This is a genomic window from Cytobacillus sp. (assembly GCF_032154635.1).
Lineage (GTDB): Bacteria > Bacillota > Bacilli > Bacillales > Cytobacillaceae > Cytobacillus.
On record NZ_JALDXW010000013.1, the window covers coordinates 61,326 to 88,319 of the forward strand.

Genomic DNA, 26,994 nt, shown 5'->3' on the forward strand with positions numbered 1-26,994 from the left:
GTTACCTCCTAGTTTAATATAGAGGCAGAACATGAAAGAATACATTTGGGGACGCAATCCGATAATAATAGCTGCACCATCCTAAACCTGTTGATTCTTTCACACTTTCATTGAAATATAAACGTTCCTCTTCAAGTTCTTCAATGCGGTCAATTTCTCCGTCAATGAAATCGTTGATTCTTTTACATGCTGTGTCGATGCGCTGTAATAATCCACCATAACGAATATCTAAAACTTCCCACCCAAAAGGTTTATTGATCCTAAACCATTGGTCACGATGGGCCCTTCTTAAGTCCTCAACTTTTTTCATTAAATTCGGCAAAACTATTGTAGAAATTTCTTCTAAAGCGACTACATTTTTTTCATCATATGCCTTTTTTAATCTTAAACCAATATCTGCCTTCATACTTAAAACAGCGGACAGTTTTTCAGGGACATCAAAAATAAAATCAAGTGAACAATTGGCATTTCTAATTTTCTTGAATTTACTTTCTAAATTTAAATAGTGGGGTCTTATATCCAGCCCTTCAATATGCTTATCGAATAACCCTAATAAAACATCCTGCCATAATAGAAATTTAGAAGGATTTGTTTGCACATTGTTACCTGGTGAAACCCCTGGAATCTCATCTAATTCATTCATGTATAGAAAAGAATCTTCCCCTATTCCCGTACAAAATTTCACTCGGTCACGAAGTTTATCTTTTTCAAGCTCTCTACAGTAGGCATGTTCCGCATACATTTGTAATCCTAATAATGCAGTAAAACTGTTATTTTCGAAGCCATCATCACCCCACAGTGTTGCAAAAACATCCTGAATCCCTTCTTTTTTGCATGCTTTTAAAGCAGCATCAGTCGTTCGAAGTGATAAGCCATAGTTCGTACCAAACGAATTCCAAACCCATATCCCCCCGGCAAATGCAGGTGTTTTGCCGAAGGCTTTATGTTTCATAATCATTCGTTCGTAGTCGTCTTCATTCACATGAATATAATCCCAATACACAAGCTGCACGTCTGCAGGCATTTTTTCAACGATATGACGAGGGATAGCTGTGGACATATTGTAATGTTCTTCACCTGTAGAGGATGCTAATTTAATAAACATATCGCTCCACATCATTGGTGATAGCCCATGTTTTTTTACAATGGCAAGCACGCGGGTAAGGTGACTTGTCATCAACTCCAATCGATCTTTATAGCCGAATGTATTTAAATAAACCCCCCTTCCTAATTCCTCCGCTTCGTCCATACCAATATGAATTCGCTTTGTTCTAAAAGGTTTTGATACAGAAGAAATCATTTGATCAATTAGACTGTATGTCTCTTCGCTTTCAACAAGCAGGACACCTCTTGTATCTTTAAGGTGGGATGCCGCACTCCATTTTAGAAATTCTTCTAAATGGGCAAGCGTTTGTATACAGGGAATTAGCTCAATGCCAAATTCATATGCATAGTCGTCTAGCTTTTTTAACTCTTCTTGTGAATACCTTCCCCGCATATAACCAAAATAGGGCTCTTCCTTAATTTCATAAGTATCCTCCATATACAGCAATGCTGAATTAAGTCCCATTAGGGCTAATTTTCTAATCATCAATTGAAAGCTAGATATATTCATAACCGCATTTCGCGACAGATCAAACATCGGCCCAATTGTAGAAAATTGCAATTCTTCCACTATGTGAAAATTCGACTGTTTTGCTTGGAAGTTTTTGATAAATATTCCGAACGCTCGATAGAAACAAACTTTATCCCCATAAACAATTTGTCCACTTCCATTTTCAAAGGAAACTTGTAACGATCTCCCCTCCCTCTGCCTGATTATTAAGGGCACGCCCTCTTCACCTAAGGAAAAAGCAAGCTCCTCTTGCAATGCTTGAATCCCTGCTATAAGGGACGAAAAGTCACCTTGCAAGTGTATTTTCATCAGAATCACCCTCGCATTATAGTAGAAAGCTATTATTCTAGAATTATCCTTTTACCGCTCCGGTTGTTGCCCCCTTTTCAAATGTCTTTTGGGCAAGTAAATAAACAATTAAAACTGGGATAACAGTCATTGCAATGGATGCTGTCATCAATCCATAATCAGTCCCGTATTGCGAGCTAACATTTGATAGCAGCACAACAATTGGCGCTACTTTCTCTTGAGATACAAGGACTAATGACGAGAAAAGATCGTTATAGGACCAAAGAAAAACAAATGTCCCAACAGTTGCAAAGGAGGGCAAAGAAATAGGCAGGAATACTTTGGTAAACATCTTCCAGCGGCTGCAGCCATCCATAACCGAAGCTTCCTCCAGTTCCTTTGGAATCGTTGCCATATAAGCACTAATAACAAGAATGGCAAAGGGTAAATTCCCTGCCGTTTGCGGAATAATAAGTGCCCAATATGTATTCACAAGGTCCATTTTGATCATCATTTTGTATACAGGTACGATCGTAGCGAATGCTGGGATGAGCAGGCTCCCAATCAAAAGCATTTGCAGAGCGCCTCTTAAGCGAAATTGCATTCTCGCCATTGCAAACGCAGCAATTCCGCCAAATAGAAGGACAAAAAACACAACAGAACCTGACATAATTAGGCTATTTAAATAACTCTTCCCTATATTAACGGTATCAAATGCCTTTAAATAATTTTGAAAGGTAGGATCAGCAGGAAAACTAAAAGTGTCCGTTATAATCTCCCTAGAATTTTTGAAGGAGTTTAACACTACCCAAACTAAAGGGAAAATTGTTGTCATCGACCATAATGTTAAGCATAAATAGATAAACAGTTTTCCATATTTTGATTTAGAAAAATATCTACTTTGAAACTTTTCCCAAAAAGTAAGCCGTTGCACACCTTTTTCAGCCAAATGTATCACCACTTTTCTTCGATTAATAAGTTAATTTGTCATTTTTAATAAATTTATTTGTAATAAATGCTAATGTTAATCCAATGACTACCATAAAAACAGCGAGTGTTGCCCCATAGCCCATGGCAGAATCAACAAATGCTTTTTGATACATATAAGTGCCTAATACTTCCGACGACCTTGCCGGTCCGCCTTTAGTGATAATATAGACAAGCTCAAAAATTTTCAGTGCTCCAGTAATGGCTAAAACTAAACATGTTTTCAGGTCAGCAAGAATTAATGGAATGGTGATCTTCGTCATTTTTTGAAACCCTGTGATCCCCTCAAGTGCCGCTGCATCATAATAGTCCTGAGGGATTTTCTGTATAGCTGTCAAAAAAATAACAAAATAAAATCCTACATAGTTCCATATTGTTGGTATCGCTACCATATATAATGCAGATTGTTCAGTTAGCCATAGGACTCGTTCAAATCCTAAATTTACTAATATTTCATTTAATAATCCATTTCTATAGTTGTAAATAAGCGTAAATAGTAAACCGATTGCTGCCCCAGAAATAACAATTGGAAAGAAGAATGTAATTCGATAAAAAGCGGCACCCCGTTTAATAGAATTAACCATTATCGCGAGAACTAAGGCAATCCCTACCTGAAAAATGGCCACATAAAGCATTAGTTCAAAGGAATTAAGCGTCGAACCTCGAGCGATTTCATCGTTAAATAATCTTATATAGTTATCAAAACCGATAAAAGTTGAGTTAAAAAATCCGTCTGTCTTATAAAAACTTAGTTTAAAGTTTTCAAAAAAAGGGTAGTATAAAAAAATGCCTGAAATCAAAAATGCTGGTGTTAAAAAAAGAAAGATATAAAATTTATCACCCTTCATTAGCTACTCCTTTTACTTAATCGTTATCGTCCTACTTGGTAGATTATATTTCCCCACCAGTGGAGTTCTCCCACTGGTGGGTCACCTATTTATTCATGAACTACTCGAGTGCAGCAGCTTCTTTAAGAACTTGTTCGCCTGTCTTTGTTCCATTCACAATAGAAGGAACACTTTCGCGAATATACGTAAATGCTTCAGGCAATATCCGGTCGTTAATAGGAAGATCCACGGCAGGTGCATCTGCTACTAACTTATGGCCGGCCGCAATATACTCTGGTAGATCAGATAATTGGCCCTTTGCAGGAGGCTGGCCAGTAGCTGCGACAATTTCCAATAGAATTTCTTCTGAAGTAATATAATTGAATAAATCTACCACTGCTTCCCGCTTACTTTCATCTTCATATGCTTTCGTACTAATAAACCATCCTTGAGTAGATCCACCGACAATATCTCCAGTCTGTCCGCCGCTGCCATAAACAGGCATTGGAATAACGGTTACATTTTCTGCCATTCCCGCTTCAACCAGCTGACCCCAGAACCATGAGCCTTCAAATATCATTGCTGCTTGTTCTTGTTTAAATAAATCCTGAACCATAGCAAGATCGAGTGTTGCGGCATCAGCAGGGAAAGCCCCCATTTTTGCATGCTTCGCAATATTATCTAACCCTTCAGCCCATGTTGAATCTTGATCGGCTAACTTTGCACTGTAATGATCAATTCCACCAGCTGCTAAAGCATAGTGTTCAACAACATAATAAGAGTCCACTGTTGACGCTGCTACTGGAATGATATCGGTTTTGGCAAATTGTTCAATTGCCAATTCATACTCCTCCCAAGTCGTTGGGATTTTTATGCTATGCTCTTCAAAAAGCTTTTTATTAACAAAAAGCCCTTCATAAAAGCCTGATTGCGGTGCCGCATAAATATTTCCATCTTTATTTCTCTGCTGTTCCAGCATTGAATTATATCCTGAGAGATCTACCCCCTCTGCCTTCTCCAGATTTACAACCTTCCCTGCATTAATAATTCCTTCCGCATCTATCGTGTTAAAGAAAAACATTAGTTCAGGTTCATTATTGGAAGAAAAATCCGTATTGATCTTTGTACGAATGGTACCTGCATCTGCCGATTGTGAATCGTTGATTATTTTGATATGCTGGTTTTTCTCCATATAATCATTTAAGACCTTCTGAAACACCTCACCAGCTGGATCGGTTCCAGCCATCGTCGTAACAACACGTAATTCTACTTTTTCTTTTTCTTTCCCCTCATTATTTTCAGTTGCCTGTGGTTTTGATTCGGTTTGTTCATTGCTGCTATTTTTGCTGCTGCATGCTGCCAGCAAAAATAAAGAGACTACCAAGAGAAACAACACTAAACCAATTTTTTTACCTTTCATGAAGATTCCCCTTTATTTTTTATTTGTAAACAGCCGAAAATAACCAGCTGTCAATACCGATTTTATGTACAACAAAGGATGGAAGCAAAATGCCAATCTGCAGCAGCAATGGTGAAATGGAATGAATGTTTCATCTAAGGGAGATAAAAGAGCATGGCTAGTTATTCATAAAGTAGAAGAAAAAAGATTCATATCTAAGAAGAATGACTTACATGTATTCATTAGGAGCGGTAAAACAAATTTTAAATTCATAACATTATAATGTTATAGACAATTATATCATCTTTTGTGGTAAAATACATAATAAATATTTAAATTTTTAGAATAATACAAATTTACATTGACATAATTACTTTAAAATTTGAAAGGGCTGGTTGTATGGATGAGCGATATGTTTTGCAAAATGCACAATTTGTTACCGGACATTCAGTAGATATAGTGGTCGAAGATAAGAGAATAACTGAGATTACAAATGCTTGGAATGGGGTAGGCGCCTATGGGATTGATTGTTCTGGCCTTTATATTTCAAGCGGCTGGATCGATTTGCATGTCCATGCTTTCCCTGAACTTGAACCTTATGGGGATCAACTAGAAGAAATCGGCATTAAGCAAGGTGTAACGACTGTCGTAGATGCTGGAAGCTGCGGGTCGGATCGAATAGCTGATTTAATTGCTAATAAAGATTCCTTTAAAACAAATTTATTCGCATTTTTAAACATTTCACGAATTGGACTGAGCAGAACGGATGAGCTATCTAACTTAAATTGGATAAATGAGGAAGGAATTTTGAACTCACTTCAGCGTTTTCATGAATCCATAGTGGGTCTAAAGGTTCGGATAAGCAAAAGTGTCGTCGGCAATAATGGGGTTGAACCATTAAGAATCGCACGAAACTTATCAAAAAAAACATCCATGCCGTTAATGGTACATATCGGCTCGAGTCCACCGCCCATTGAAGAAGTAATCCCTCTCTTAGAAGAAAATGACATTTTAACACACTACCTCAATGATAAACCTAATAATCTTTTTGATTCTGAAGGCAATCCAATTCAAGTATTTTTAGATGCCATTGATCGCGGAGTTCATCTGAATGTTGGGCATGGTACTGAGAGCTTTTCCTTTAGGGTGGCTGAAATGGCAAAAACACACAAGATTGGTTTACATACAATTAGTACGGATATTTACCGCAGCAATCGTTTGAATGGCCCTGTTTTTAGCTTAGCAAGCGTTCTTTCTAAGTTCCTTTATCTTGGATATCCATTAAACGAAATTATAGACGCTGTCACCATTAATGCAGCAAACTGGCTGAGAAAACCTCATCTAGGCCGAATACAGGTTGGAGATATTGCGAATCTAACACTATTTAAAGTTCAGTCTTCTCAAATCAACCTCATTGATTCAGAAGGAGATACACGCAAAGCCCAAAAAGTAATCATTCCAAAAGGAGTAGTGATAAACGGTGAATTCCTTACATGCTAAATATGGTTTAAAGCAAATAATTAATGCGAGTGGACGTATGAGCATCCTAGGTGTTTCAACACCTTCTGATACGGTTATGGAAGCAGTAAAGCAAGGCGGTCAAATTTATATCGATATGGCTGAATTCATGGAAAAGTCAGGAGAAATAATTGCAAAAATGCTTGGTTCAGAAGCAGCAGCAATTGTCAATTCGGCATCAAGCGGGATCGCTTTATCAATTGCAGCACTTGTAACGAAGGGAAACCGCCGAATGAGTGAACGGCTTCATCAAGATAGGAATCCCTTTAATGAAATCATCATGTTAAAGGGCCATAATGTTCAATATGGAGCACCAATTGAAACAATGATTTATTTAGGAGGAGGCCGTCTTGTTGAAGCCGGCTATGCCAATGAAGGACGTGCGGAACATATTGAGGATGCTATTACAGATAAAACAGCTGGGATCCTTTATATTCAATCCCATCATACGGTCCAAAAAAATATGCTTTCCTTAGAGGAAGCCTGGGAGATTGCCAAAAAAAATCACATTCCATTTATCGTTGATGCGGCTGCCGAAGAGGACATCCATAAGTATATCCATTATACTGATCTAATTATTTTCAGTGGTTCTAAAGCGCTCGAAGGTCCAACTTCGGGAATTGTTGCAGGCAAACGGAAGTATATTGAATGGTTATGCGTTCAATTTAGTGGAATTGGAAGAAGTATGAAGATAGGAAAAGAAAACTGTTTTGGGCTATTGCAAGCGCTGGAAGAATATATGCTGAAAAAAAATACGAACGAGCTGGAAAAGGAACGTTTGCATTCCTTATTATCATTAAACGAAATAAATGGGATTAACGTCTCTATAGTCGAAGATGAATCCGGCCGAAAAATATACCGTGCTAGAATCAATATTGATCCGAACATAACAAATTTAACGGCTCAAAACATGACTTCCAAACTGCGGGAAGGCAATATTGCCATTTACACGCGAGATTATGGAGCTAAACAAGGTTATTTTGAAATCGATCCACGCCCGCTTAAAGAAGATGATATCCACATAATAAAGAAAAAACTGCTTCAAATAGTAGGAGGAGTTTAAAATGACGATCATTGATAATCGATTATACAAGGGACGTGTGTCCTTAAATGTTCTAGCAAACAGCATTCAAAATGCAAAAAATATATTTCAAGAAATGGATGGCCATGTTCTAATTGGGATGACAGCATCTACCTTTCCCTCCGCAGAAACAGCAGCTAAAGTAATTGAAGAATATGGAAAAGAGATAGATCATGCGATTTCGATTGGTTTAGGCAATGGAGATAATCGTCAGGCAAAAATGGTCGCGAATATCGCTAAACTCGCCCCTGTTTCTCATATTAACCAGGTTTTTCCCTATGTAGGGATCACACGAGCTAATCTTGAAAATAAAAAGAGCTGGATTAACAGTTTAGTTTCCCCGACGGGCAAAGCGGGGTTTGTCAATATTTCGACTGGGCCTATTAGCAGTACGAATAAAGAAAAAGCAATCGTACCAATTAAAGCAGCTATCTCACTTGTACGGGATATGGGCGGAAATGCATTAAAGTACTTCCCAATGGATGGGCTAAGCTGTGTAGAAGAGTTTCGAATGGTCGCGCAGGCATGTGGCGAAGAAAGGTTTTCATTAGAACCAACAGGAGGAATAAATAAAGAAAATTTCGAATCCATTTTGCGGATTGCTTTAGAGGCAAATGTAAGACAGATTATTCCACATGTGTACTCCTCTATTATCAATAGAGATACAGGCGAAACAAATCTAAACGATATTCGAGAATTATATAAGATAATAAAGAGATTGGTAGATGAGTATGAATAAAAATATTGCTGCGTTTGGTGAGGTTATGATGCGTTTAGAGGTGCCTAATTATGAGCTTCTATCTCAGGCAAACACGTTAAACTATTCCTTCTCAGGTACCGGGACTAATATCACTGCTGCTCTGTCTCGGTTTGGCTACTCTAGCTACCTAGTTTCCACATTGCCGGATAATTCAATTGGAGATGCAGCGATAGCGCATCTTCAAAAACTAGGAATTTCTCATCAATTCATTGCTCGTGCTGGAAGTTACATAGGCATGTACTTTTTGGAGAATGGCTTTGGCTGGAGGCCAAGCCGAGTAACCTATTCTAATCGACGTGAAAGCAGCTTTAATACAGCTGTTAATGAATTATATGAGTTTGAACATATAGCCAAAATAATGGATATTGTTCATTTTTGCGGGATTACACTTGCCATGAACGATTCAGTTCGTAAGCAAATGATCACTTTTGCTAGTGCTGTGAAAAGGAATGGCGGGACGGTTGTCTTTGACTGCAACTATCGCCCGGCACTTTGGGGTGAAAAGGGCTACAAAGAAGCAAAATCACATTATGAGGATATGCTGCATTTAGCTGATGTCGTGATGATGAATGAAAAAGATGCTATGTTTATTTTAGATATGAAATCAGAAAAAATAAATCGCGAAGATCAATTGACTGAACTAATTCCGATTATATCCAAAAAATACAACATTTCACTCATTGCTGGAACACAGCGCACAATTAAACAAGATCATACACATTCCTTGCGCGGATATATGTATAAAAGCAATACGTTGACATTTTCAAACTCACACACATTCCCTGTTCTTGACAGAATTGGTTCAGGCGATGCCTTCACTAGCGGCATCATTTATGGCATTTTAGAAGGGTTTTCAATCAAAAAGACAGTAGACTTTGCAGCTGCTGCCTGTATGTTAGCACATACAACAAAAGGTGATACACCAATGTCAACAAAAATGGACATTATCCAAGCGATGACATATGCTGCAAGAGATGTTGAAAGGTAGTGAAAATAATGAATATATCACGAAAAAAAGGACCTTTATACTTACAAATAAAGCAGATATTAAAAGATAGAATTTTGCATGGCGTTTATCCAATCCATTCCAATTTACCGGCAGAGCCTCAATTAGAGAAGGAATTTCATGTTAGTAAAATCACCGTCCGTAAAGCCGTACAGGAGCTTGTTCAAGAAGGATACCTTGAAGCTAAAAGCGGCATAGGCACAAAAGTTATTCGGAATACTGCCACTTCCATGCTTTCAAAGGGAAAGCTATTTTCAGAGTTTCTAATAGAAGAAGGACATCAGATTCAGAAAAAACTACTCCAAATCGAGATGTTGCAAAATGAGGAAAACACGAAGGAATATGGATTATTTGGAAATTACTGTACTTGTATTAAACGTATTTATTATCTAAATAATCAGCCTTATATCCATTTTACTCATTATATATCACCAAAAATCACCAATATTAATCATACAATTTTAGAGGATCGCTCTTTATATGAGCTTATTGAGAAACAAGAATATTTGTTAGAGCGATTTCAAGATTTTTTTGCAGTCTCTGCAGCTCCCTCTCATATTGCAGAAGCACTCGGTCTCAAAAAAGAAACATCTCTACTTAAACGAATACGTTACTCATTTGATGTAATGAATAATTTGATTGAATATAGTGTGGGCTATTACAATACTGAATTGCAGGAGTATGTGGTGAATTATGAAAAATAGCTCGAACTACAATTAAAAACAATGATATAAAGCTCGCACGCTAGCGAGCTTTATCATTATGTTTCGTTGAAAAAATTACAGTAACTGAAAGTAAAAATGGTTAAGATTTACTCTTTTTGAAGGACACTGTCCTGCCCATCAATATTCTTTTCAAATTTATCAAGCAATGTACGCACTTCATTTGTTGATTTCGTGCTCATCAATTGATTTCTTAGTTCAGCAGCTCCAGGGAATCCTTTGACATAAATTTTGAAAAAGCGATGAAGCCCTGTGATCGAACGCGGCAATTCGTCCGCATAATGATCTTGAAGATCAAGCTGCAGCCTTAAAAGATCTAGGTGTTCTTTACTGCTATGCTCTCTTGGCTCTTTTTCAAAAGCAAACGGATTTTTAAAGATCCCCCGTCCGATCATAACGCCATCAATCCCATATTTTTCAGCAAGCTGCAGCCCGGTTTGACGGTCAGGAATGTCTCCATTGATGGTGAGAAGCGTATTTGGTGCGATACGGTCGCGTAATTTTTTGATTTCGGGAATTAACTCCCAGTGCGCCGCTACTTGGCTCATTTCTTCCCTTGTACGTAAATGAATAGAAAGGTTAGCAATATCCTGCTTAAAAATATGCGTCAGCCACTCTTCCCACTCCTGAACCTCCTTATAGCCAAGTCGTGTTTTCACGCTGACAGGCAGTCCGCCCGCTTTCGCTGCTTGAATTAGTTCTGCCGCAACGTCTGGACGCAGAATAAGACCACTGCCTTTCCCTCTCGATGCCACATTCGGTACAGGACAGCCCATATTAATATCAATGCCTTTAAATCCTAGCTCTGCCATGCCAATACTCATTTGGCGGAAATAATCGGGATTATCTCCCCAAATATGTGCAACCATTGGCTGCTCATCTTCTGTAAAAAGTAAACGGCCACGCACACTTTTTATACCATCTGGATGACAGTAGCTATCCGAATTCGTAAACTCTGTAAAAAATACATCCGGCCGGCCCGCTTCGCTTACAACGTGACGAAAAACGACATCTGTCACATCTTCCATTGGTGCAAGTACAAAAAATGGCCGCGGCAAATCACGCCAAAAATTATCTATCATTTCAAACTCCATTCCTCTCACTATGAATACAACTTCAAACTCCCGTAAAAATATATAAAGTGAAACTCATCCTAAGTGGGGGTTTCTTTCATCCCCCACTTAGGATGAGTATATTCCCTCAACTTTTTGAAGTAGGGGTCTTACAGCGATAAAGCCAAACGTTCCGCTTCTTTTATACTTATATCATGCTTAACAACTTATTTTCAAACACAAGTACATTTTGCCATTTATAATTTTGAGAAAATCGGTGTCTGCTTCCAGTTATTGTCATTGAATTCACAATATCATGAGTCAATGCTCCCATAAATATTAATTCTTTTTACCTCATCGGAATAAGAGGCAATATGATTGTCATGGGTTACTATTAGAACGGTAATATTCCTTTCTTTGCAAAATCTTGAACCTTTGCAACTTTCTGTAATAAATGATGAACCAGAGTATTATGTAGTCATTTTCTTCATATGAAAATTTCAAATTCCTTAAATTCCCATATTGATAATTAAACAAAAAATGAGTAAATCCATTTCCGCATTTTAATGTACTATTTACCTACTAATCTATTGTTGCTGCTAGTAGACACCGTTGAAAGGTCAACTATATTTCATTAATAGCTATTCATTTATAAGCCGCATTCTTTTTTTAATAACTCAAACATTTCTTCTTTATGCGTATTGGCAATGGCTTCATTCCAAATCCCGCCATTATAATTGATTAACGCGTTCATAATGAGTAATTTTAAACTTTGTTCAATGATACTCTGATAGGAACTTACTTTTCCGTTAGGTGGCAAATTCGAAAATTTAGAATTCCCGGAAACCGTTATTAGTGCTAAATTGCCAAAGCTATTCAAGTCCTTGTCTGCCCATTTTTTTAGCATTTCACTATTAGAAGGATTCTGTGGATAAAAATGCTCGATTGAGTTTCTAAATTGAAATTGCCAATCATCTTTCAACGAGGGGATAATAGGCTGTTGATTATACTGATAGCCATCTCTATATAAGATATAATCGAGATACGTAAAAACAATACGCTCGAAAGCAAATCCTTGTGCATCTAAGAATTTTGATTGTTTCACTTTTTCTTTGCAATAGTCCTCTAAAATAGGTAAAACTCTAACATCTTCATTCTCCAATAAATACTTTAAAACCATTGAAATCCAATGCATTGTTTTGGGCGATGTATACGTAATACGCAAACAGGATTGCAGTGTTCTCAATGTCTTGTTATCATTTGTGTCATTGCCATCACCATAAGTTCCAACATACTTTGGTTTTAAGTTTCCTTTTTTCTTATCTTCGTATGCTTCCATACGCTGTAAAGACCATTTTCCAGTTTCCTTATAATCTTTTGCAAACTCTCTTTTTAAAATATATTGATCGAACAGCACTCTACTTTTTAATAAGTTAAATAAGAATTTTTTGCAGCTTTCTTCGCTTTCCCAGTGGTGCTGTATATTTCGTAAAAAGTTTTTATCGTCTAGCATTGACTCATTTTCATTGGGATGAGATAGGGCCTTATTCACTTGTAAAATGAAATTAGGAAAAGATATGATTGACTCGAATCTTTCATTTTCTTCCATTTCAGCACGTGTCTCTATGTTTACCTTTTTCCTTTCCTTTAATATAGCTAATAATGTTTTCGAAACGGTATCTTCTTCGTTTTGTGTAAGGACTGTTATTTTTTCTTTGAACTCATTAAAATTATTTACATCTGAGCGTAATTGACTCCAATCACTTGAAAAGATCCTTTTTCTGCTATGTATATTAAAATTCATTTGAACATACGTATCCATTTTTGAGCAGGCTTCCCAAATAAGCGCACCTACTTTTTTATCTTCGGCAGTAGACAATGGACTTAGTAATTTCGCTTTAGCTATTTCATGAAATTCTAATTGCTCACCTCGTGTATTCATAATTTCAAAGTAGTGATTCAAGTCAATTTTAGAAGGAACTTGTATACGAATTAACTGTACGTTATCTAGCTTTTCAATAAATTTATCTTTTTTGATTTCTTTATTATAAAAATATGTTTCAATTATTTTATAGCCTTGCATAATTTCATGGGACAACAATTCTTCCAGTACATCATTTTTTCCTAAAGCAGCAAGTGTGTGATTTGATTTTTCCCTCGCTTCAAAATACAAGGAACCTTGTACGACGCTCATTTTCAAATATTTTTGAAGCAAAAATAAGGTAGTTAAACGCTGCTGACCATCTATTACTTCATACGAATCAATGCTTTTTTGATTAACAATTAAAGTTCCTAAGAAATAATTTTGTGAAGACGTATGTATATCATCCAATAATTGCTGAATTTGTTCTTCTCTCCACGCATAATTCCGCTGATAACTAGGAATTTCATAATTTACCTGACTAAATAATTTTGAAACTTGTAAAATATCTGGTTGAGTTCTCATCGTTCACCATCCATTCGCCCGTACAAAAATTCCCATACTTCCGAGTATTTCTTACGATTAATCCTACCATCCTCTTGATTTACACTTTCAAAAATTACAAGGGACAATTCTTCTGATTCATTCATTTCACTGATTTTTGCAAATAAGTCTAATCCATAATTTATTCTTTCGTGCTTGCCGCAAGCATATTTGTTAATGGTTTGTGGATATACTGCCGTCATTACTAATCGAAGCGTATAACACCATGTATATAATTGTTTCATTACTGCATCTGTAACAAATTTCAGACCAAATCGGTCAGCAAAAAATAATAATGCATTTTCATAAAGTTGCTTAATATAAATGTCTCCAGATCGGACATCCGGTATTTGACCCTTCTTATGAAAATCCTTTATTTTATTTTGAACCTTTTCGAGCAATTCAGCGTAATGCAGCGTATAGTTAAAAAAACGTTTACCCGCTAAAACAGGCTGTGTTAATTGAAATTGATTTAGCGGCTCGTTTGCTAACAGTTCTATACTTCCATTCGTATTCGTTTGCTCAATGAAAAGATTAGATGCCTTTTGATAAATTGCGTAATTATATGAATTACGCAGTTTAATTCCCTTAAATGTGGCGATTTTATCGCTAGAATACCCTAAACCATCTTTCTTCTTATACCATTGTGTCACCGGAAATAAATAATTTCTAAATAAATCTTCTAATGCTTGCTGATTTTTATTTTCCCAACTATTAATGATTTTTATTTTTGTATGCTCATCCTCTAAGTTCATTTCTCTTAAATGATAGGATTTCAATAAATCGTGAGGCGCTAATTCCTTCCCCCTTGAATTTTGAGAATCAAAAAATTGAAATGCTTCTTGTTCATCATCCGTGACAATTTTTACAACTGTACACATTTCAAGTAAATATGATTTATATGCTAAACACTCTTCCGGCTGAAGCTCGGATACTTTTTTAGATAGCAATTCCAAATTATAAATAATCGCGTTTGTTGAAAGCGAGCTATATTGTTCATTTAATAGACCAGCATTAGTTTTTCCGAGACAATACAATAAAATAGACAATGTAGTCATTCGCTGCTGGCCATCAACAATATAATAATGGTCCTTTTTCTTATGTAGAATGACAGAGCCAAGTCTATATTCAGCTACCCCTTTTCGATAAGCTTCATAAGTATCCATAAATAAAGTATTCGTTGAACTTACTTGCCAGCGGTAAGGTCTTTGATACTCTGGAATAAATAGCTTCAAATCTAGTAAACTATCCAACGAAACAATTGAAAGTTCTTCTTTAATTAACCCCATCATTTTCATTCCTTCTATATAGTTGTCCACTTGCACAATCATTATCCTATTTAAATTGATTGGACTACTAATCATCTATTTACTGAAGATGTAATTTTAAGATAGTTAAACATCGTGATTTAGCACCGCAAATACTTTGGAGGTATTCACATTCATTATAAACGTTAATCCCCGTTACAAAAAGGCAACTCCCATATAGGTTAGTTGCCTTCTTCTTCGCACTTCCATTCATTCCTAAAGATTCCTTAATTTTTGTTATTGATAATCCTTTTTTGTTACGTAAGTGTTTGAAACGATTAATATCAGACATTGCTAGGCATCCTCTCTGCCTCACTACCAAATTGCTCGACACAATTAATGTAGTGGGGCTTGGGGTGGCTGGCAAGTTTTTTTGCACTAATTAAATAAGTGCAGAACTCTGCATTTTTCTATTGCAAAGCTCTGCACTTTTATTTTGTAGTAAACACTTAGAATTTGCATAAAATATTTGTCTAACTTTATTGGATCAGATCAGGAGTTCAAACGTCCGTTTATCTCCATCTGCTTTTACTTTTTAGTGACGTATTGGACAGCCCCTAAATAAAGGCTATTATTTAAGCATCATGCTAATGGGGTATTTTTCAAAACCATACTGGTCAAGAGGTCAGGAATTAATTTTCTTCTTTAAAACTGTTGATCAAATTCGTATATTCTTCTTTATATTTATCCCATTTGCTCTTAGTCGTCCAAGCCATCAATTGACCATAATGTGTAGGTGTTTCGATAACGGTGACTAAATAAGCAATTTTTATATTGTCTACAGTACCTTCAAGCGAATATTGTAACGCCTTATTACCATTAATCGTCACTTCTTTTACATCCCCTTGGTTTGGATTGTCTAATGAAGAAATGAATGTTTCGGTAACTATATCATAATACGTTTGTAGAGAAGAATCGTCAAAATCCTCTTTTGATTCAAGTAGTGCCACGAAATATTTCTCTTTTTGAGGATTATAGATTTCAAGGTTACTTTCTGGATGCAGCTCGCCATTCGTATCTTTCCAACTACTAGAGGCACTTACCTGAAACTTGTTGTCTTCACTCTTAAAAACTGTTAATTTGTCTTTCTCACTACATGCCCCAAGGATAGCAACCATAAAAATAGCTAATACAAATATTAATATCTTTTTCATTGTTAATTGAGTCTCTCCCTTTGATTTATTAAGAAATTTCAACGCTGCTAATACCTGAATATTCCCATATTAAATAACCTAATTATGGAAATTCCCCTAAAAAATAGCCTCCTACTATAGTACGGTATTCACCACTAAATTACCAGCTTTTTGGATAAATTTTTACAAAATACGCCAAAAATTGCGTATGACAGGAGGGACATTTCTTGATTGTCGCGCAAAATGTCATGCTCTATATATGTGATCTTTGCTCAAACCTATCATTCTACTTATTCTCAAATCGATTCCTTTATATCAGCTTTAATTGCCCCGTCAATATGGACCTAGCTCTAAAATACAAAAAGCCCAAGCGCTAAAGACGCTCGGGCTTCTACAAGTAGGTAAATGCAGCTCTCAAACATGCTACTTTCTTTCGAGCGACACACAGCACTCAACGTGGTTTGAATAGTTACTGCAGACATATAAAATGAGCAGTAGTCTCTTCCGATGAAACCTTACTAATTCTATAATTATTATTAATTATTGGGGTTATTACAAATTAAGTAATCGAGGAATTCCTTTTTATACGTATCTTTTAGATATCTGCAAATATATATATCCTCAATTTCCTCGGAATATAAAGAAAAATCGTAATGAATCACATTAGTATTTCTCATGAAATAAGATTGACTAATCCCTGTAGTTTGAGTATATTTTTTTAATGTTACCATTGTGATAATTTTTAATTTATTTGCCCTTCTATTAGAAATATATCGTTCATTATATGCAAGTGCAGAATACTTCCAATGCATATAACCATATATGATACATATAGGTAAAAAGATTAATAAAATCAAAAATTTAAAATTAAGCAAAAGTGTTACTAAAAGTACGAAAAGGAACAGCTTATAGCTAGATAATACAATAAAATGCACTAAAAACTTCTTTTCAGGCTTTAACATAAAGTCTTGTATTATAAATTCAGGTAAATTTTCTTTCAAAAAATCATGAATTTTTAACCTTTTTAATGACAGGAGTCAATACTACAGTGGAAGAATGGCTATTATCTAGTCCAATAGTTTCGATTTTTATTTGGGCATATCCAAAAATTCTTAATAACAGTGGTTCGACGATTAGAAGGGATCTGATTTGATTACTAGGAATAAAGTACTCTCTTTTATTTTTAATACCATACCAAACCCTAATATTTGTCTTACTCCTGACAATGTTGAAATTCCCGAATATTAAGATAATATATCCGAGCACTATAATATGTGAACTAATAATTAAAATGATTATTACAAAAAAAAATGTGATAACGAAGTTAGGTTCATTTATTGCTTCTTTTACTTCAATTAATAATTCTATGATATTCTTATCATTTTTTTTATTTTCCTCAGAAATTATTAGTTTCCCTAGTAACAAAAAAGTAGTAGAGCAAATAGACAAAGCTGAAATGTACAGTTTCAGATTTAAAAATGAAAGTAACCAGTATTCAAAAAGAGAAAAATACTTTTTTTCTTTTTTCTCTATGACTTCATTAGTACCTCGAAATAAATGGGATTTTAAATGGATAATATCTTTATTCTTTAAAACAAAAACAGTATTACTCCCACCTATCAACTCCACGGAAAGATCAGATATATCAAATAATCGTTTCAAAATAGAGTCTGAGGTATTTATTGATTTTACTTTACTTAAAGGGATATCATTGTAAATCTTTTTATAAACTCCTTCTGAGATTTTTATCATTTTATCATCAAACTCAAATATTTTGTTATACCATTTTAAAAATGAATAAATAATGATAAAAGCAATGAGGATATAAAAAGCTACCTTAATTATAGGAACAAACCGATTGCTGGAACCGATGGCAGCAATGATTAATCCCAGAATAGGTAAAATATTCATTCTAATATTGTCGAAGGTATAGTAAATAAATTGTATTAGATTATCTCTCCTCTTCATCAATGACAACTCCATCATGTATCAAATAATTAATGATTTCCGTTTTTAGTAGATCCGCTTCCTTTTTCATAACATAAGATATGGAATGTGTGTCTCCTGCAGTATAAATAGTGATACTATAAAGATTGAATATTCTAGAAAAAAATGATTGCCCAATATCTACATGTTGTATTTTTCTTAATGGGATTGTTGTTTCTTGTATTGTAAGCGCACCCATTTTGATATATAGCACATATTCTTCAAGTTGATATTTGGAGTTATTATAATAAAAAGGGTTTAACAATATATCCCAAACAAAATATAATATTACCAATATATTAGAACAAAAATATATCTTCCTAACAAATTGATACTCATGAAAAAAATAGAAAATCATTGCAGTAACAGCGATAAATAAAACCATTTTAATGACCGTTTGTAAATTCCAAATCGCAATAGTTCTTTTATCAACATTTTTCAAAATAAACACCTCAACAGAATCTTATCCTTTTCACTTGAAAGATTGACACTATTCCATACTTGCTCCAATCAAAGGTAGGTATCAATCTTTTAATCAATTATTACTAAAAATACCAAAAAAGCCACAAATGTTGCTTTAAAATAAAGTTTGATCAAAAACACCTAACAAACTGGTATTTTATAATAACTAAAGAAACCATTTTAAAATAAAGATTGATCAAACTGGTTTCTTTTCAGAAAATCTAAGATTTATTTTTATAAAAAAGTTTGATCATTTCATAATGGTGTTACTCCACAATCACGCCCGATTCTTGAATAAGATTTTATTTTCAATTTTTACTGGCATGCACTATTTACGATCTTTAATGTCCTCACATATCCGAGGAACAATAAGAGAACTACTGTATATACAAGTACACCGCAAATAGAATATAAAGCTTTTAAATTTGTGCTTATTGGAGGATAACCACTATGAGAATTATAGTGTTCTTCTATACCGGAATATCCCAACCAAATGCTTAGTAACGTAAATCCTATTAAGATTAAAGCTAAAATAGCTTTTTTATGAAATACCAAGTTAATTAAATTATCTTTAAAAATTTCTTTAAAGAACCCTTGATTCTGTTGGTAATCTTTTGAGTTTACTTGATTTTGAAAAGGGACTAAAAAAAATGTCATAAGTCCACTATAAACTAGCAGCATTACTAAAATTTCAGAATATTCCATACTAACTCCTTCCTACTCTTCAGTCTCAACTCTTACCCAAATTATACCATATGAGTTAATAATCGTATTCTGCAATCTGGCCGATTGTGGAATACGAAAAAATCATGTATAGATCAACACAGGATTTTTAATCCTTATTTAAAAGCAAATGTAAAACTCCATTTTGAAAAAAGAGTGATCAAAATGAAGTTTCTCTTTTTAACTAAGTATGAGATTTTTATAAAAAAGTTTGATTATTTTAATACTCCTTATTCCACTAAAGCCTCCGTTTAAGTATAATTTTCACAAATAATTAGCTGGTTAGTTCAATAACTATAAATCAGGTGCAGTAAAAGGCTTGCCGATTACTTTATTGGTCAAGCCTTTTACTATTTAACTGTTTAAAGAAGAAACACCTTTTTTAAAATATTCCTGCCGTTTTACACCTGTTACAGCTTTCAATGCCAATAACCCTAATAAGAAAAAGGCAAATGCACCTATTAACCCCACAGGACGGATCGAAGTTAATTCTGCAGCTAAACCTATTAAAACCGTTAAAGCAACAATGAAACCTGCTTCAATAACACTAAAGATGCTTCCGAATCTTCCCATCATCTTCACAGGAACATGATTTTGGTAGAAAGTCAAATACCCTGTATTTGCAAACGTTACAGCAAACCCTATTAAAAATACACCAGGCGCTGCACCAAAAAAGCCACTCGAGCTATAAAGTACTATATAACCTATTGAGGTAAAAATGGTACCAATACCTATTAAAAGATTGACTGCAAGTTGTTTTGAAAATACTGAATTAATAATTGATCCTATTATTATTCCAGCTCCAAAGACACTTAATAAAAACCCATAATTGGTGTCTGATATTGAAAGTACTTCTTTAGCAAATGATGCCTCGAGAGAATCTATTGCAGTCATGAATATGGTAGTACCACTAAATAATAAATATATCTTTGTGACATAGCTATCGTCTTTACTGAAATTAAAAACAACCCGAAAATCATTTTTTATCAAATCCCATGTAAATCTTTGCCCCTCTGTCTCTTTGAGTCTTGAATCAACATTAGGTAGGATCATTATAATAAGTACCGAAAAAAATAAAGCCACTGCATTCACATGGATGGCGGTATAAGGAGTACCCATCCAAAATAATATCCCAGCAATGGCAGGACCTATTAGTGAACCACAAGAGTTGATAAAACTACGTAGTGCATTAAAGCGTTGCCGATCTTTTTCAGGTATTAGTTTAGTCATATAAACCATAGATGTAGGCTGAAAAATAGCACTTCCCATATTAATGATAAACGCTAGTACATAAACATAAATAAGTGAAGGTAAAAATGGAATTAACGCAATACATATTGCTCGGAAAATGTCTAATCCCATCATAAGTCGCCGTGTATTTACCCGATCAATTAAACTACCAGCCCAAGCATTCGAACATATAGTTGCAATTGGACCTAGTATATATAATAAAGCAATTGCAAGTGGGGAACCTGTTTCATTCAATATAATTAAATTTAGTGCGATTAGGTAAACCCATGCACCCACATTTGAAATGCCTATTCCCCCTAATAGTAATAAAGGATACTTCCATCTGGACATAATCACCACTCCTATTTTATTTTTTTGTAAAACAAAATAAAAAAACTCACCCCCAAGATATTTACCTTGGGGGCGAGTCATATCGCGGTGCCACCCCAGTTCATTTCTACATTACTGCAGAAACCTTATCGAGTACGGCTTTGTGAATAAATCACCTGCGATACTCTATCTCGTTAACGTGAGAATACGTTGCATCATCATTGTTCCAACAAACAAATCCAATGCACAGCTCCAAGCCTTGATTCAACACATTTCCTATCCCTCTTTTTCAGCTACCAGAGGTCTCTGTAGATAATACATATGTTTACTCTTCTTTTCATAGCTTTTTATATACAATTTTGTGAAATTTTATACTATTTCAAACTAAAAATCAATACAAAAAAGAAGACTACTAATTAGTTCTATGACAAATATAGAATTATTTGCATTTATAGTATTGGTGTTACAGAAATTATTTACTTCATGCATACCACAGCTCTTTATTATTCAACTAATCTGCCCCGTTTGTTCCATAACAAAAAGACCGCTCATTAACAGCCTTGCTCTTAAGCTCTAGCACCTGTTAGCTCCTAACAACTTAGCTGTCCTTTCTCTATTTTTTTATGGAATCCGTGATTTTTCGTCTTGATAGATGGAAGCCGTCCACCATTCGTTTTTCATTTTAGAACATTGGTCATCCTCACAATAGAATAGGTAGGTCTGTTTGTCTGTACGAACACTTACCTCCATATTGTAAGGAAAAGCGCCGTTAGTGGAATAAGAAAAACAGAAATAATAACATTTCGGTACAACTTTTTTATAAACGGTATAACTTTCTTCAAAACAGTATATCTTTCTTTAAAACGGTATGACTTTCTTTCAAATCTACAACAAATTAGAATTCTTCACTTTAGTAATTATTATTATATATAAACTAAAAAAGCTTCTTCATTCTTTTAATTTTTATAATTACTACCTTAAATTTTACATCTAATCATTATATAGTAAACGAACTTATACCAGTTAATCATTACCAAAAATGCCAAACCGATATTAGAATAGCAGCAGGCTTTCCCTTATCGGCTTGCTACTTCCTTTAAAATCATCTGCGAGACGCACTCCACGTGACTCGTCTGCGGAAACATATCCACAGGCTGCATCATCTCTACTTTATAGCTCCTGTTCAATACATGAATATCCTTCGCCAATGTGGAAGGGTTGCAAGACACATAAACAAGCTTCTTTGGCTTCACCTTCAAAATGGTTTTCAACAGCTGCTCATCAAGCCCCGTTCTAGGCGGATCAACAATGATGACATCTGGCTTCCAGCCCTCTTTAACCCATTTTGGCAGTAAGACTTCTGCTTTGCCAGTTACATATTGCGCATGCTTGATTCCGTGACGTGCCGCATTTTTCTTGGCATCTTCAATGGATTCAGGAATAATATCCATTCCCCTAATTTCAGCTGCTCCATCTGCAACCCATAGGCCGATTGTGCCAACGCCGCAATAGGCATCTGCTACTTTTTCTGTTCCTGTAAGTGCGGCAGCTTTTTTTACTTCATTATATAGCTTTACGGTTTGTTCAGGATTCAATTGGAAGAATGTTCGTGCGGAAAGCTCAAATTGAAGGTCTCCAAGTGTCTCTTGAATGAAGTCACTTCCTTCAAGATTCACAGTTTCATCCCCAAAAATTAGAGATGTTTTCTGTCCATTGATATTTTGAATAATCGATTTGACTTCAGGCAATCTCTTTTTGATTTCTTGGATGATGAGATCTTTTTTTGGCAGTTCTTTTTTCGTTGTAATAAGAACAATTTGAAGCTCTCCTGTTTGAATGCCTACTCTTGCAACAATAGTCCGTACAAGTCCTTTTTTTGATTTCTCATGATAGATAGGAATTTTAAGGTCCTGAAGAATTCTTTTGACTGTTTTTGTAGCTTTGTTCGTTTGCGGATGCTGGACAGCACATTGTTCAATATTGATTAGACGGTGGGAGTTCATTCCGTATAAGCCAGCTAAGACTTTTCCGTCTCTGAATCCGACCTGGAATTGGCTTTTGTTGCGATAATTCCATGGATCCTCCATTCCAATCGTTTCTTTAATCTCTAACTTAGAAGGGTCTAGTTTCGTATGTCTTTCTAATGCCTGAATGACGATATCTCGTTTTTCTTTGAGCTGCTGGTCATAGCGAAGATGCTGAAGCTGGCAGCCTCCGCACTCTTCATAGATTGGACAGGGCGGCTTCATGCGGAACTCTGATGGTTTTCGAATCTTTTTTATCTTTGCCTCCGAAAACTTTGGATGAACCTTTGTCGCTTCAACGACAACCTCTTCACCAGGCAGCGCTCCAGGTACAAAAACCACCTGCTTTTTAAAATAGCCGACACCCTCGCCATTGATTCCGAGTCTTTTAATTGTCAGTGGAAATGTTTGATTGAGTTTCAATTTAGTTGATTGCTCTTGGTTCATGTTGCTAAATCACTCCATATTATTCAATGCTTCTCCATAAATAAAGAGAGGCATAGCTTAGGTAAGGATCCCAGCCTTTTGAAAATGACTCCATTTCCTGCAAGGTAGGTTTTGCTTTTAATTGATATTGCTTTTTCAACGCATTTTGTATGCCGATATCTGCCATTGGAAATAGATTCTGCCTGCCAAAGCCGAACATCAGAAAGTTTTGTACCGTCCATGGACCTACTCCGCGCAGCTTAATTAATTGATCAAACACTTCTTCATCGGATTTATATTTCAATTCCTCAAAGTTAAGATTACCTGATGTTATTTCTTTTGCAATTCCATTCGTATATTCTGCTTTCCGCCCGCTAAATTGCAGTTCTCTTAAGTCTTCGACCCGTAATTCTGCAACGGTCTCAGGGAGTGGGTAAAACCAAACTCCGTCCTTTTGAAATCCGAAGGTTTTAACAAATCTCTCTGTTAATGTATGGGCAAAGGAAAGATTCAACTGCTGATGAATAATACATTTAAGCAAGCAACTATACGGATCAAAATCAAGAACGATCGGGGTCCCGTAATGCTGATCAAATATCCCTTTAAGATCTGTATGTTGAAAATGCTGATGGATGGTCTCTAACGGTGTATTCCATTGAAAAATTTCTCCTAGCCTATCTATTGCTTTTTCCTGTAATGATTCTTCTATTCCTGAAATAATAAATTCAGGTGAAGCTGTTGTTCCGGCTGCCTTAACATGTGCAACAACTGGTGTATTTCCGAGCATAAGAGGCACTGATACGCTTCTATTTTCTACATCCACCTGATTAAGCGGGTCAAGTGAAAGTCTGTCGAGTACGAGGTCAAAATTATAAGGTCCATCAATTTTTATTGTTTCCAATCATGATCCGTCCTTTGACATTTTCTCGTATTATACCATTTTTCACTGTTCACGTCTTTTTAAGCAAGAATTAACCCGAATTCACAAGAAATTCGGGTGATTTACAGGCCACTTTTGCTGATTTACGGGCAGCTTTATCGGATTTACGAGCCACTTATCGCTAAACTGCCGATGTCAATACAGCATGCTCTCCCCAAATGCCTGGCTCATCATTAAGTCATCCAGACTTTTAAATGTATAGCCTCTAGCTTTTAAATCCTGAATCGCCTTTTCAAGTGCATCGGCATTGTCTTTAGAAACCGTGTGCAGCAAAAGAATGGCACCGGGATGAATTTGCCGCATGATATTGTCATACGAATATTGCCAGCCCTTTTGCTGATCGGTCAGCCAATCTTTAAATGCAAGTGACCAGAAGATATGTGTGTAGCCTGCCTGATTGGCCAAGTGAATCGTCCGCTCGCTGAAGATTCCTCTTGGAGGGCGCAAATATGACATTTGCTTGATCCCAGTCAGCTTTTCTGTTCCTTCACGGACTTTTTCCAGCTCCTCTGCAAGCCGTTCACTGCTGATTCTTGTCATATCTGGATGGCTCCATGAATGATTGCCAATAATATGTCCTTCAGCAGCCATTCGCTTCACTAAATCAGGGGCAGTATTTATATAATGTCCTGTAATAAAAAAGGCGGCAGGAACTTTTTCTTTTTTCAAAATATCTAATATTTGAGCTGTATATCCATTCTCATAGCCGTTATCAAATGTAAGGTAGATGTCCTTTTTCGCTGGATCGCCTTTGTAAAAAGCTCCCAATCGCTTCAGCATCTCGTCTAAAGGCTTTCCGGCATCTGCCTGCTCCTCATTTGTTCCCTTTTTAAATCCCCAATGTATGGGGGAATTGGCATAATCAGCATAAGCTGTTGTAGAAAAAAACATGAATATTGCACTTAGAACGATCAGATGTTTAAATCGTTTCATCTGCGCTCCTCCTCTATTTTTTTCTTATTGTTTGTGTATGGGATGAAAACATTCACCAATGCCAATTCCAAAAATCTCCATAGATCACATCTTTGAGTATCTGCGCACAATCCTGTATGTAAATGTTAGTCTGGGTATAAAAGCGTACTCATTTAATCAGACTGACTATTTATTTTTACACAGAAAAGAGAGATCGAATAAAGATCTCTCTTTGACAGTTTTATTAAAATACTCGCTCTTTAAACTTAGCTAATTTCTCTAATGAAGATTTGTCTACATCTGCATGAAGGCTGTTACCATGTGAGTCCATTGTAACTACTGCTGTAAAGCCTTCTACCTTTAGATGCCACATTGCTTCTGGAATACCGAATTCCATTAAATCTACGCCTTCAACCGCTTTAATACAATCAGCATAGTATTGCGCCGCTCCACCGATCGCATTCAAGTACACACCGCCATGCTCTTTAAGCGCAGCTAATGTTTTCGGTCCCATACCGCCTTTTCCAATGACTGCACGAATGCCAAACTTTTTCATGATGTCGCCTTGATAAGGCTCTTCACGAATACTAGTCGTCGGGCCAGCTGCTTTTACATGCCAGTTCCCTTCACCATCTTTTAGCATAACAGGACCACAGTGGTAAATAACTTGGCCATTTAGATCAACTGGCGCATCATGCTCCATTAAGTGATGATGGATCGCATCACGACCAGTGTACATTCTGCCGTTAATTTGAACGACATCTCCTACTTTTAGACTGCGAATTTGCTCTTCCGTAATTGGTGCTTGTAAAGTAATGACTTCACTTGTTGTTTCTGTTGCTGCAGCTGTTTCCTTCTCTGCTTCTGTTGCAGCTCCAAAATCAATGTTTTCTCCCTCTTGATACATCCACTCATTGATTTCTCCCGTTTCTGGATTGACAGCAACACCAAGACGGCGGAATGCCCAGCAATTATACGCAACTGATACAAAGAAGCTGGCAGGTATACGGTTCATAACGCCTACTTTACAGCCAAGAAGAGTCGTTTCTCCACCAAAGCCCATTGTGCCGATTCCAAGCTCGTTCGCATGATCCATGACATACTCTTCTAATTTACGAAGATCTTCGTTTGGATTCACATCTTCAACCGAACGGAAAAGCTGTTCTTTAGCAAGATCGTATCCGGAAGAACGGTCTCCTCCAATTCCTACTCCGATAAAACCAGCGCTGCATCCTTGTCCTTGTGCTTGATAAACAGAATGCATGATGCATTTGCGAATCCCATCAAGGTCGCGTCCTGCACGTCCTAACCCATCAAGCTCACAAGGCAGGCTATATTGAATGTTTTTATTTTCACAGCCGCCGCCTTTTAAAATGAGGCGTGCATCGATATAATCTTTCTCCCATTGTTCAAACTTAATAACTGGTGTTCCTCCGCCAAGATTATCCCCGCTATTTTCCCCTGTAAGCGAGTCAACTGAATTGGGACGCAGCTTTCCATCCTTTGTTGCTTGGGCAATGGCATTTTTGATTGCTTCTTTCATCACAAGCTGATTAGCACCAACCGGAGTTTTAATTTTAAACGTCGGCAGACCAGTATCCTGACAAATCGGCGAAACATTATCATCAGCCATCTTAATATTATTCGTAATCGTTGCTAAGCTCATCGCTGACCTTGTACCGGCGCTTTCCCTTTCCTTTGCTGCTTTAATAGCGCGGCGTACATCCTTAGGAAGCTTTGTAGAAGTCTCAACAATTAGCTTGTACATACTATCCTGAAATTTTTCGATATTCATGACTTGC

The 26,994-nt window shown here is 36.1% G+C and carries 22 protein-coding genes and 1 other annotated feature; of the genes, 5 read left to right on the forward strand and 17 right to left on the reverse strand.

Translation table 11 applies throughout. From position 1 onward, the window contains the following. Positions 1 to 13: 13 nt before the first annotated feature. The 4 genes from RUH74_RS11260 to RUH74_RS11275 all read right to left on the reverse strand — a co-directional run bounded on the left by RUH74_RS11260 (position 14) and on the right by RUH74_RS11275 (position 5,137). Positions 14 to 1,924: a beta-N-acetylhexosaminidase gene (locus RUH74_RS11260; protein WP_313800402.1), complete on the reverse strand. Its 1,911-nt coding sequence runs from the start codon at positions 1,922 to 1,924 to the stop codon at positions 14 to 16. Positions 1,925 to 1,967: 43 nt separating this feature from the next. Then, entirely contained in the window at positions 1,968 to 2,852 is an 885-nt protein-coding gene (locus tag RUH74_RS11265) for a carbohydrate ABC transporter permease (RefSeq protein WP_313800403.1), read from the reverse strand. 22 nt (positions 2,853 to 2,874) lie between these two features. Continuing rightward, positions 2,875 to 3,738: a carbohydrate ABC transporter permease gene (locus tag RUH74_RS11270; RefSeq protein ID WP_313800404.1), complete on the reverse strand. Its 864-nt coding sequence runs from the start codon at positions 3,736 to 3,738 to the stop codon at positions 2,875 to 2,877. Between the two features lie 100 nt (positions 3,739 to 3,838). After that, positions 3,839 to 5,137 carry an ABC transporter substrate-binding protein gene (locus RUH74_RS11275; protein WP_313800405.1) on the reverse strand — a complete coding sequence of 433 codons (1,299 nt, stop codon included), beginning with the start codon at positions 5,135 to 5,137 and terminating at the stop codon, positions 3,839 to 3,841. A gap of 378 nt (positions 5,138 to 5,515) precedes the next feature. On the opposite strand from RUH74_RS11275, the gene RUH74_RS11280 reads away from it, so the two are divergent. The 5 genes from RUH74_RS11280 to RUH74_RS11300 are packed head-to-tail and all read left to right on the forward strand — an operon-like array spanning position 5,516 to position 10,185. After that, positions 5,516 to 6,616, forward strand: a complete 1,101-nt coding sequence (locus RUH74_RS11280) for an amidohydrolase/deacetylase family metallohydrolase (protein ID WP_313800406.1) — start codon at positions 5,516 to 5,518, stop codon at positions 6,614 to 6,616. Between the two features lie 37 nt (positions 6,617 to 6,653). Continuing rightward, the gene (locus tag RUH74_RS11285; RefSeq protein ID WP_313800446.1) at positions 6,654 to 7,697 is read left to right on the forward strand and encodes a DgaE family pyridoxal phosphate-dependent ammonia lyase; all 1,044 of its coding nucleotides are present in this window, start codon (positions 6,654 to 6,656) and stop codon (positions 7,695 to 7,697) included. A gap of 1 nt (position 7,698) precedes the next feature. Then, on the forward strand, positions 7,699 to 8,454 hold the full coding sequence (dagF, locus tag RUH74_RS11290) for a 2-dehydro-3-deoxy-phosphogluconate aldolase (RefSeq protein ID WP_313800407.1): 756 nt from the start codon (positions 7,699 to 7,701) through the stop codon (positions 8,452 to 8,454). Continuing rightward, positions 8,447 to 9,463, forward strand: a complete 1,017-nt coding sequence (locus tag RUH74_RS11295; protein ID WP_313800447.1) for a sugar kinase — start codon at positions 8,447 to 8,449, stop codon at positions 9,461 to 9,463. Before dagF ends, RUH74_RS11295 begins: the two co-directional genes overlap by 8 nt. An 8-nt stretch (positions 9,464 to 9,471) precedes the next feature. Then, positions 9,472 to 10,185 (forward strand): GntR family transcriptional regulator, encoded by a 714-nt coding sequence (locus RUH74_RS11300; protein ID WP_313800408.1) that lies wholly within the window; start codon positions 9,472 to 9,474, stop codon positions 10,183 to 10,185. Positions 10,186 to 10,292: 107 nt separating this feature from the next. Here the strand turns inward: RUH74_RS11300 and RUH74_RS11305 are convergent, their stop codons facing one another. The 13 genes from RUH74_RS11305 to RUH74_RS11365 all read right to left on the reverse strand — a co-directional run bounded on the left by RUH74_RS11305 (position 10,293) and on the right by RUH74_RS11365 (position 26,987). Next, entirely contained in the window at positions 10,293 to 11,285 is a 993-nt protein-coding gene (locus RUH74_RS11305) for a tRNA dihydrouridine synthase (RefSeq protein ID WP_313800409.1), read from the reverse strand. 619 nt (positions 11,286 to 11,904) lie between these two features. Then, complete coding sequence (locus RUH74_RS11310) at positions 11,905 to 13,701, reverse strand: DUF262 domain-containing protein (protein ID WP_313800410.1); 1,797 nt, start codon at positions 13,699 to 13,701, stop codon at positions 11,905 to 11,907. Next, on the reverse strand, positions 13,698 to 15,011 hold the full coding sequence (locus RUH74_RS11315; RefSeq protein ID WP_313800411.1) for a DUF262 domain-containing protein: 1,314 nt from the start codon (positions 15,009 to 15,011) through the stop codon (positions 13,698 to 13,700). Before RUH74_RS11315 ends, RUH74_RS11310 begins: the two co-directional genes overlap by 4 nt. A 76-nt stretch (positions 15,012 to 15,087) precedes the next feature. Then, entirely contained in the window at positions 15,088 to 15,318 is a 231-nt protein-coding gene (locus RUH74_RS11320) for a hypothetical protein (RefSeq protein ID WP_313800412.1), read from the reverse strand. Positions 15,319 to 15,658: 340 nt separating this feature from the next. Further along, entirely contained in the window at positions 15,659 to 16,180 is a 522-nt protein-coding gene (locus RUH74_RS11325) for a hypothetical protein (protein WP_313800413.1), read from the reverse strand. Between the two features lie 984 nt (positions 16,181 to 17,164). Further along, entirely contained in the window at positions 17,165 to 18,127 is a 963-nt protein-coding gene (locus RUH74_RS11330; protein WP_313800414.1) for a PH domain-containing protein, read from the reverse strand. Beyond that, positions 18,111 to 18,587: a PH domain-containing protein gene (locus tag RUH74_RS11335; protein ID WP_313800415.1), complete on the reverse strand. Its 477-nt coding sequence runs from the start codon at positions 18,585 to 18,587 to the stop codon at positions 18,111 to 18,113. Before RUH74_RS11335 ends, RUH74_RS11330 begins: the two co-directional genes overlap by 17 nt. A gap of 335 nt (positions 18,588 to 18,922) precedes the next feature. Continuing rightward, positions 18,923 to 19,312, reverse strand: coding sequence for a hypothetical protein (locus RUH74_RS11340; RefSeq protein ID WP_313800416.1), 390 nt, complete (start codon positions 19,310 to 19,312; stop codon positions 18,923 to 18,925). 372 nt (positions 19,313 to 19,684) lie between these two features. Then, a complete protein-coding gene (locus RUH74_RS11345) occupies positions 19,685 to 20,992 on the reverse strand; it encodes an MFS transporter (protein WP_313800417.1) in 1,308 nt (435 codons plus the stop codon). Continuing rightward, positions 20,977 to 21,240 (reverse strand) — a binding site (T-box leader). (Overlaps the previous gene by 16 nt.) Before the next feature lie 726 nt (positions 21,241 to 21,966). Next, positions 21,967 to 23,361 carry a 23S rRNA (uracil(1939)-C(5))-methyltransferase RlmD gene (gene rlmD, locus RUH74_RS11350; protein WP_313800418.1) on the reverse strand — a complete coding sequence of 465 codons (1,395 nt, stop codon included), beginning with the start codon at positions 23,359 to 23,361 and terminating at the stop codon, positions 21,967 to 21,969. A 19-nt stretch (positions 23,362 to 23,380) separates the two neighbouring features. Next, complete coding sequence (locus tag RUH74_RS11355; RefSeq protein ID WP_313800419.1) at positions 23,381 to 24,241, reverse strand: DNA-3-methyladenine glycosylase family protein; 861 nt, start codon at positions 24,239 to 24,241, stop codon at positions 23,381 to 23,383. Positions 24,242 to 24,415: 174 nt separating this feature from the next. Continuing rightward, positions 24,416 to 25,213, reverse strand: a complete 798-nt coding sequence (pdaA, locus tag RUH74_RS11360) for a delta-lactam-biosynthetic de-N-acetylase (protein ID WP_313800420.1) — start codon at positions 25,211 to 25,213, stop codon at positions 24,416 to 24,418. A 223-nt stretch (positions 25,214 to 25,436) separates the two neighbouring features. Continuing rightward, a complete protein-coding gene (locus RUH74_RS11365) occupies positions 25,437 to 26,987 on the reverse strand; it encodes a fumarate hydratase (protein ID WP_313800421.1) in 1,551 nt (516 codons plus the stop codon). Positions 26,988 to 26,994: the final 7 nt, after the last annotated feature.

Excerpts from the sequence above, each read along its gene's own strand:
- RUH74_RS11330 (WP_313800414.1), bottom strand. The coding sequence starts at position 18,127 with ATGAAGAGGAGAGATAATCTAATACAATTTATTTACTATACCTTCGAC.
- RUH74_RS11275 (WP_313800405.1), bottom strand. The coding sequence starts at position 5,137 with ATGAAAGGTAAAAAAATTGGTTTAGTGTTGTTTCTCTTGGTAGTCTCT.
- pdaA (WP_313800420.1), bottom strand. The coding sequence starts at position 25,213 with ATGAAACGATTTAAACATCTGATCGTTCTAAGTGCAATATTCATGTTT.
- RUH74_RS11305 (WP_313800409.1), bottom strand. The coding sequence starts at position 11,285 with ATGATAGATAATTTTTGGCGTGATTTGCCGCGGCCATTTTTTGTACTT.
- RUH74_RS11300 (WP_313800408.1), top strand. The coding sequence starts at position 9,472 with ATGAATATATCACGAAAAAAAGGACCTTTATACTTACAAATAAAGCAG.
- dagF (WP_313800407.1), top strand. The coding sequence starts at position 7,699 with ATGACGATCATTGATAATCGATTATACAAGGGACGTGTGTCCTTAAAT.
- RUH74_RS11280 (WP_313800406.1), top strand. The coding sequence starts at position 5,516 with ATGGATGAGCGATATGTTTTGCAAAATGCACAATTTGTTACCGGACAT.
- RUH74_RS11365 (WP_313800421.1), bottom strand. The coding sequence starts at position 26,987 with ATGAATATCGAAAAATTTCAGGATAGTATGTACAAGCTAATTGTTGAG.
- RUH74_RS11325 (WP_313800413.1), bottom strand. The coding sequence starts at position 16,180 with ATGAAAAAGATATTAATATTTGTATTAGCTATTTTTATGGTTGCTATC.
- RUH74_RS11260 (WP_313800402.1), bottom strand. The coding sequence starts at position 1,924 with ATGAAAATACACTTGCAAGGTGACTTTTCGTCCCTTATAGCAGGGATT.
- RUH74_RS11295 (WP_313800447.1), top strand. The coding sequence starts at position 8,447 with ATGAATAAAAATATTGCTGCGTTTGGTGAGGTTATGATGCGTTTAGAG.
- RUH74_RS11340 (WP_313800416.1), bottom strand. The coding sequence starts at position 19,312 with ATGGAATATTCTGAAATTTTAGTAATGCTGCTAGTTTATAGTGGACTT.
- rlmD (WP_313800418.1), bottom strand. The coding sequence starts at position 23,361 with ATGAACCAAGAGCAATCAACTAAATTGAAACTCAATCAAACATTTCCA.
- RUH74_RS11345 (WP_313800417.1), bottom strand. The coding sequence starts at position 20,992 with ATGACTCGCCCCCAAGGTAAATATCTTGGGGGTGAGTTTTTTTATTTT.
- RUH74_RS11315 (WP_313800411.1), bottom strand. The coding sequence starts at position 15,011 with ATGATGGGGTTAATTAAAGAAGAACTTTCAATTGTTTCGTTGGATAGT.
- RUH74_RS11285 (WP_313800446.1), top strand. The coding sequence starts at position 6,654 with ATGAGCATCCTAGGTGTTTCAACACCTTCTGATACGGTTATGGAAGCA.
- RUH74_RS11310 (WP_313800410.1), bottom strand. The coding sequence starts at position 13,701 with ATGAGAACTCAACCAGATATTTTACAAGTTTCAAAATTATTTAGTCAG.
- RUH74_RS11320 (WP_313800412.1), bottom strand. The coding sequence starts at position 15,318 with ATGTCTGATATTAATCGTTTCAAACACTTACGTAACAAAAAAGGATTA.
- RUH74_RS11270 (WP_313800404.1), bottom strand. The coding sequence starts at position 3,738 with ATGAAGGGTGATAAATTTTATATCTTTCTTTTTTTAACACCAGCATTT.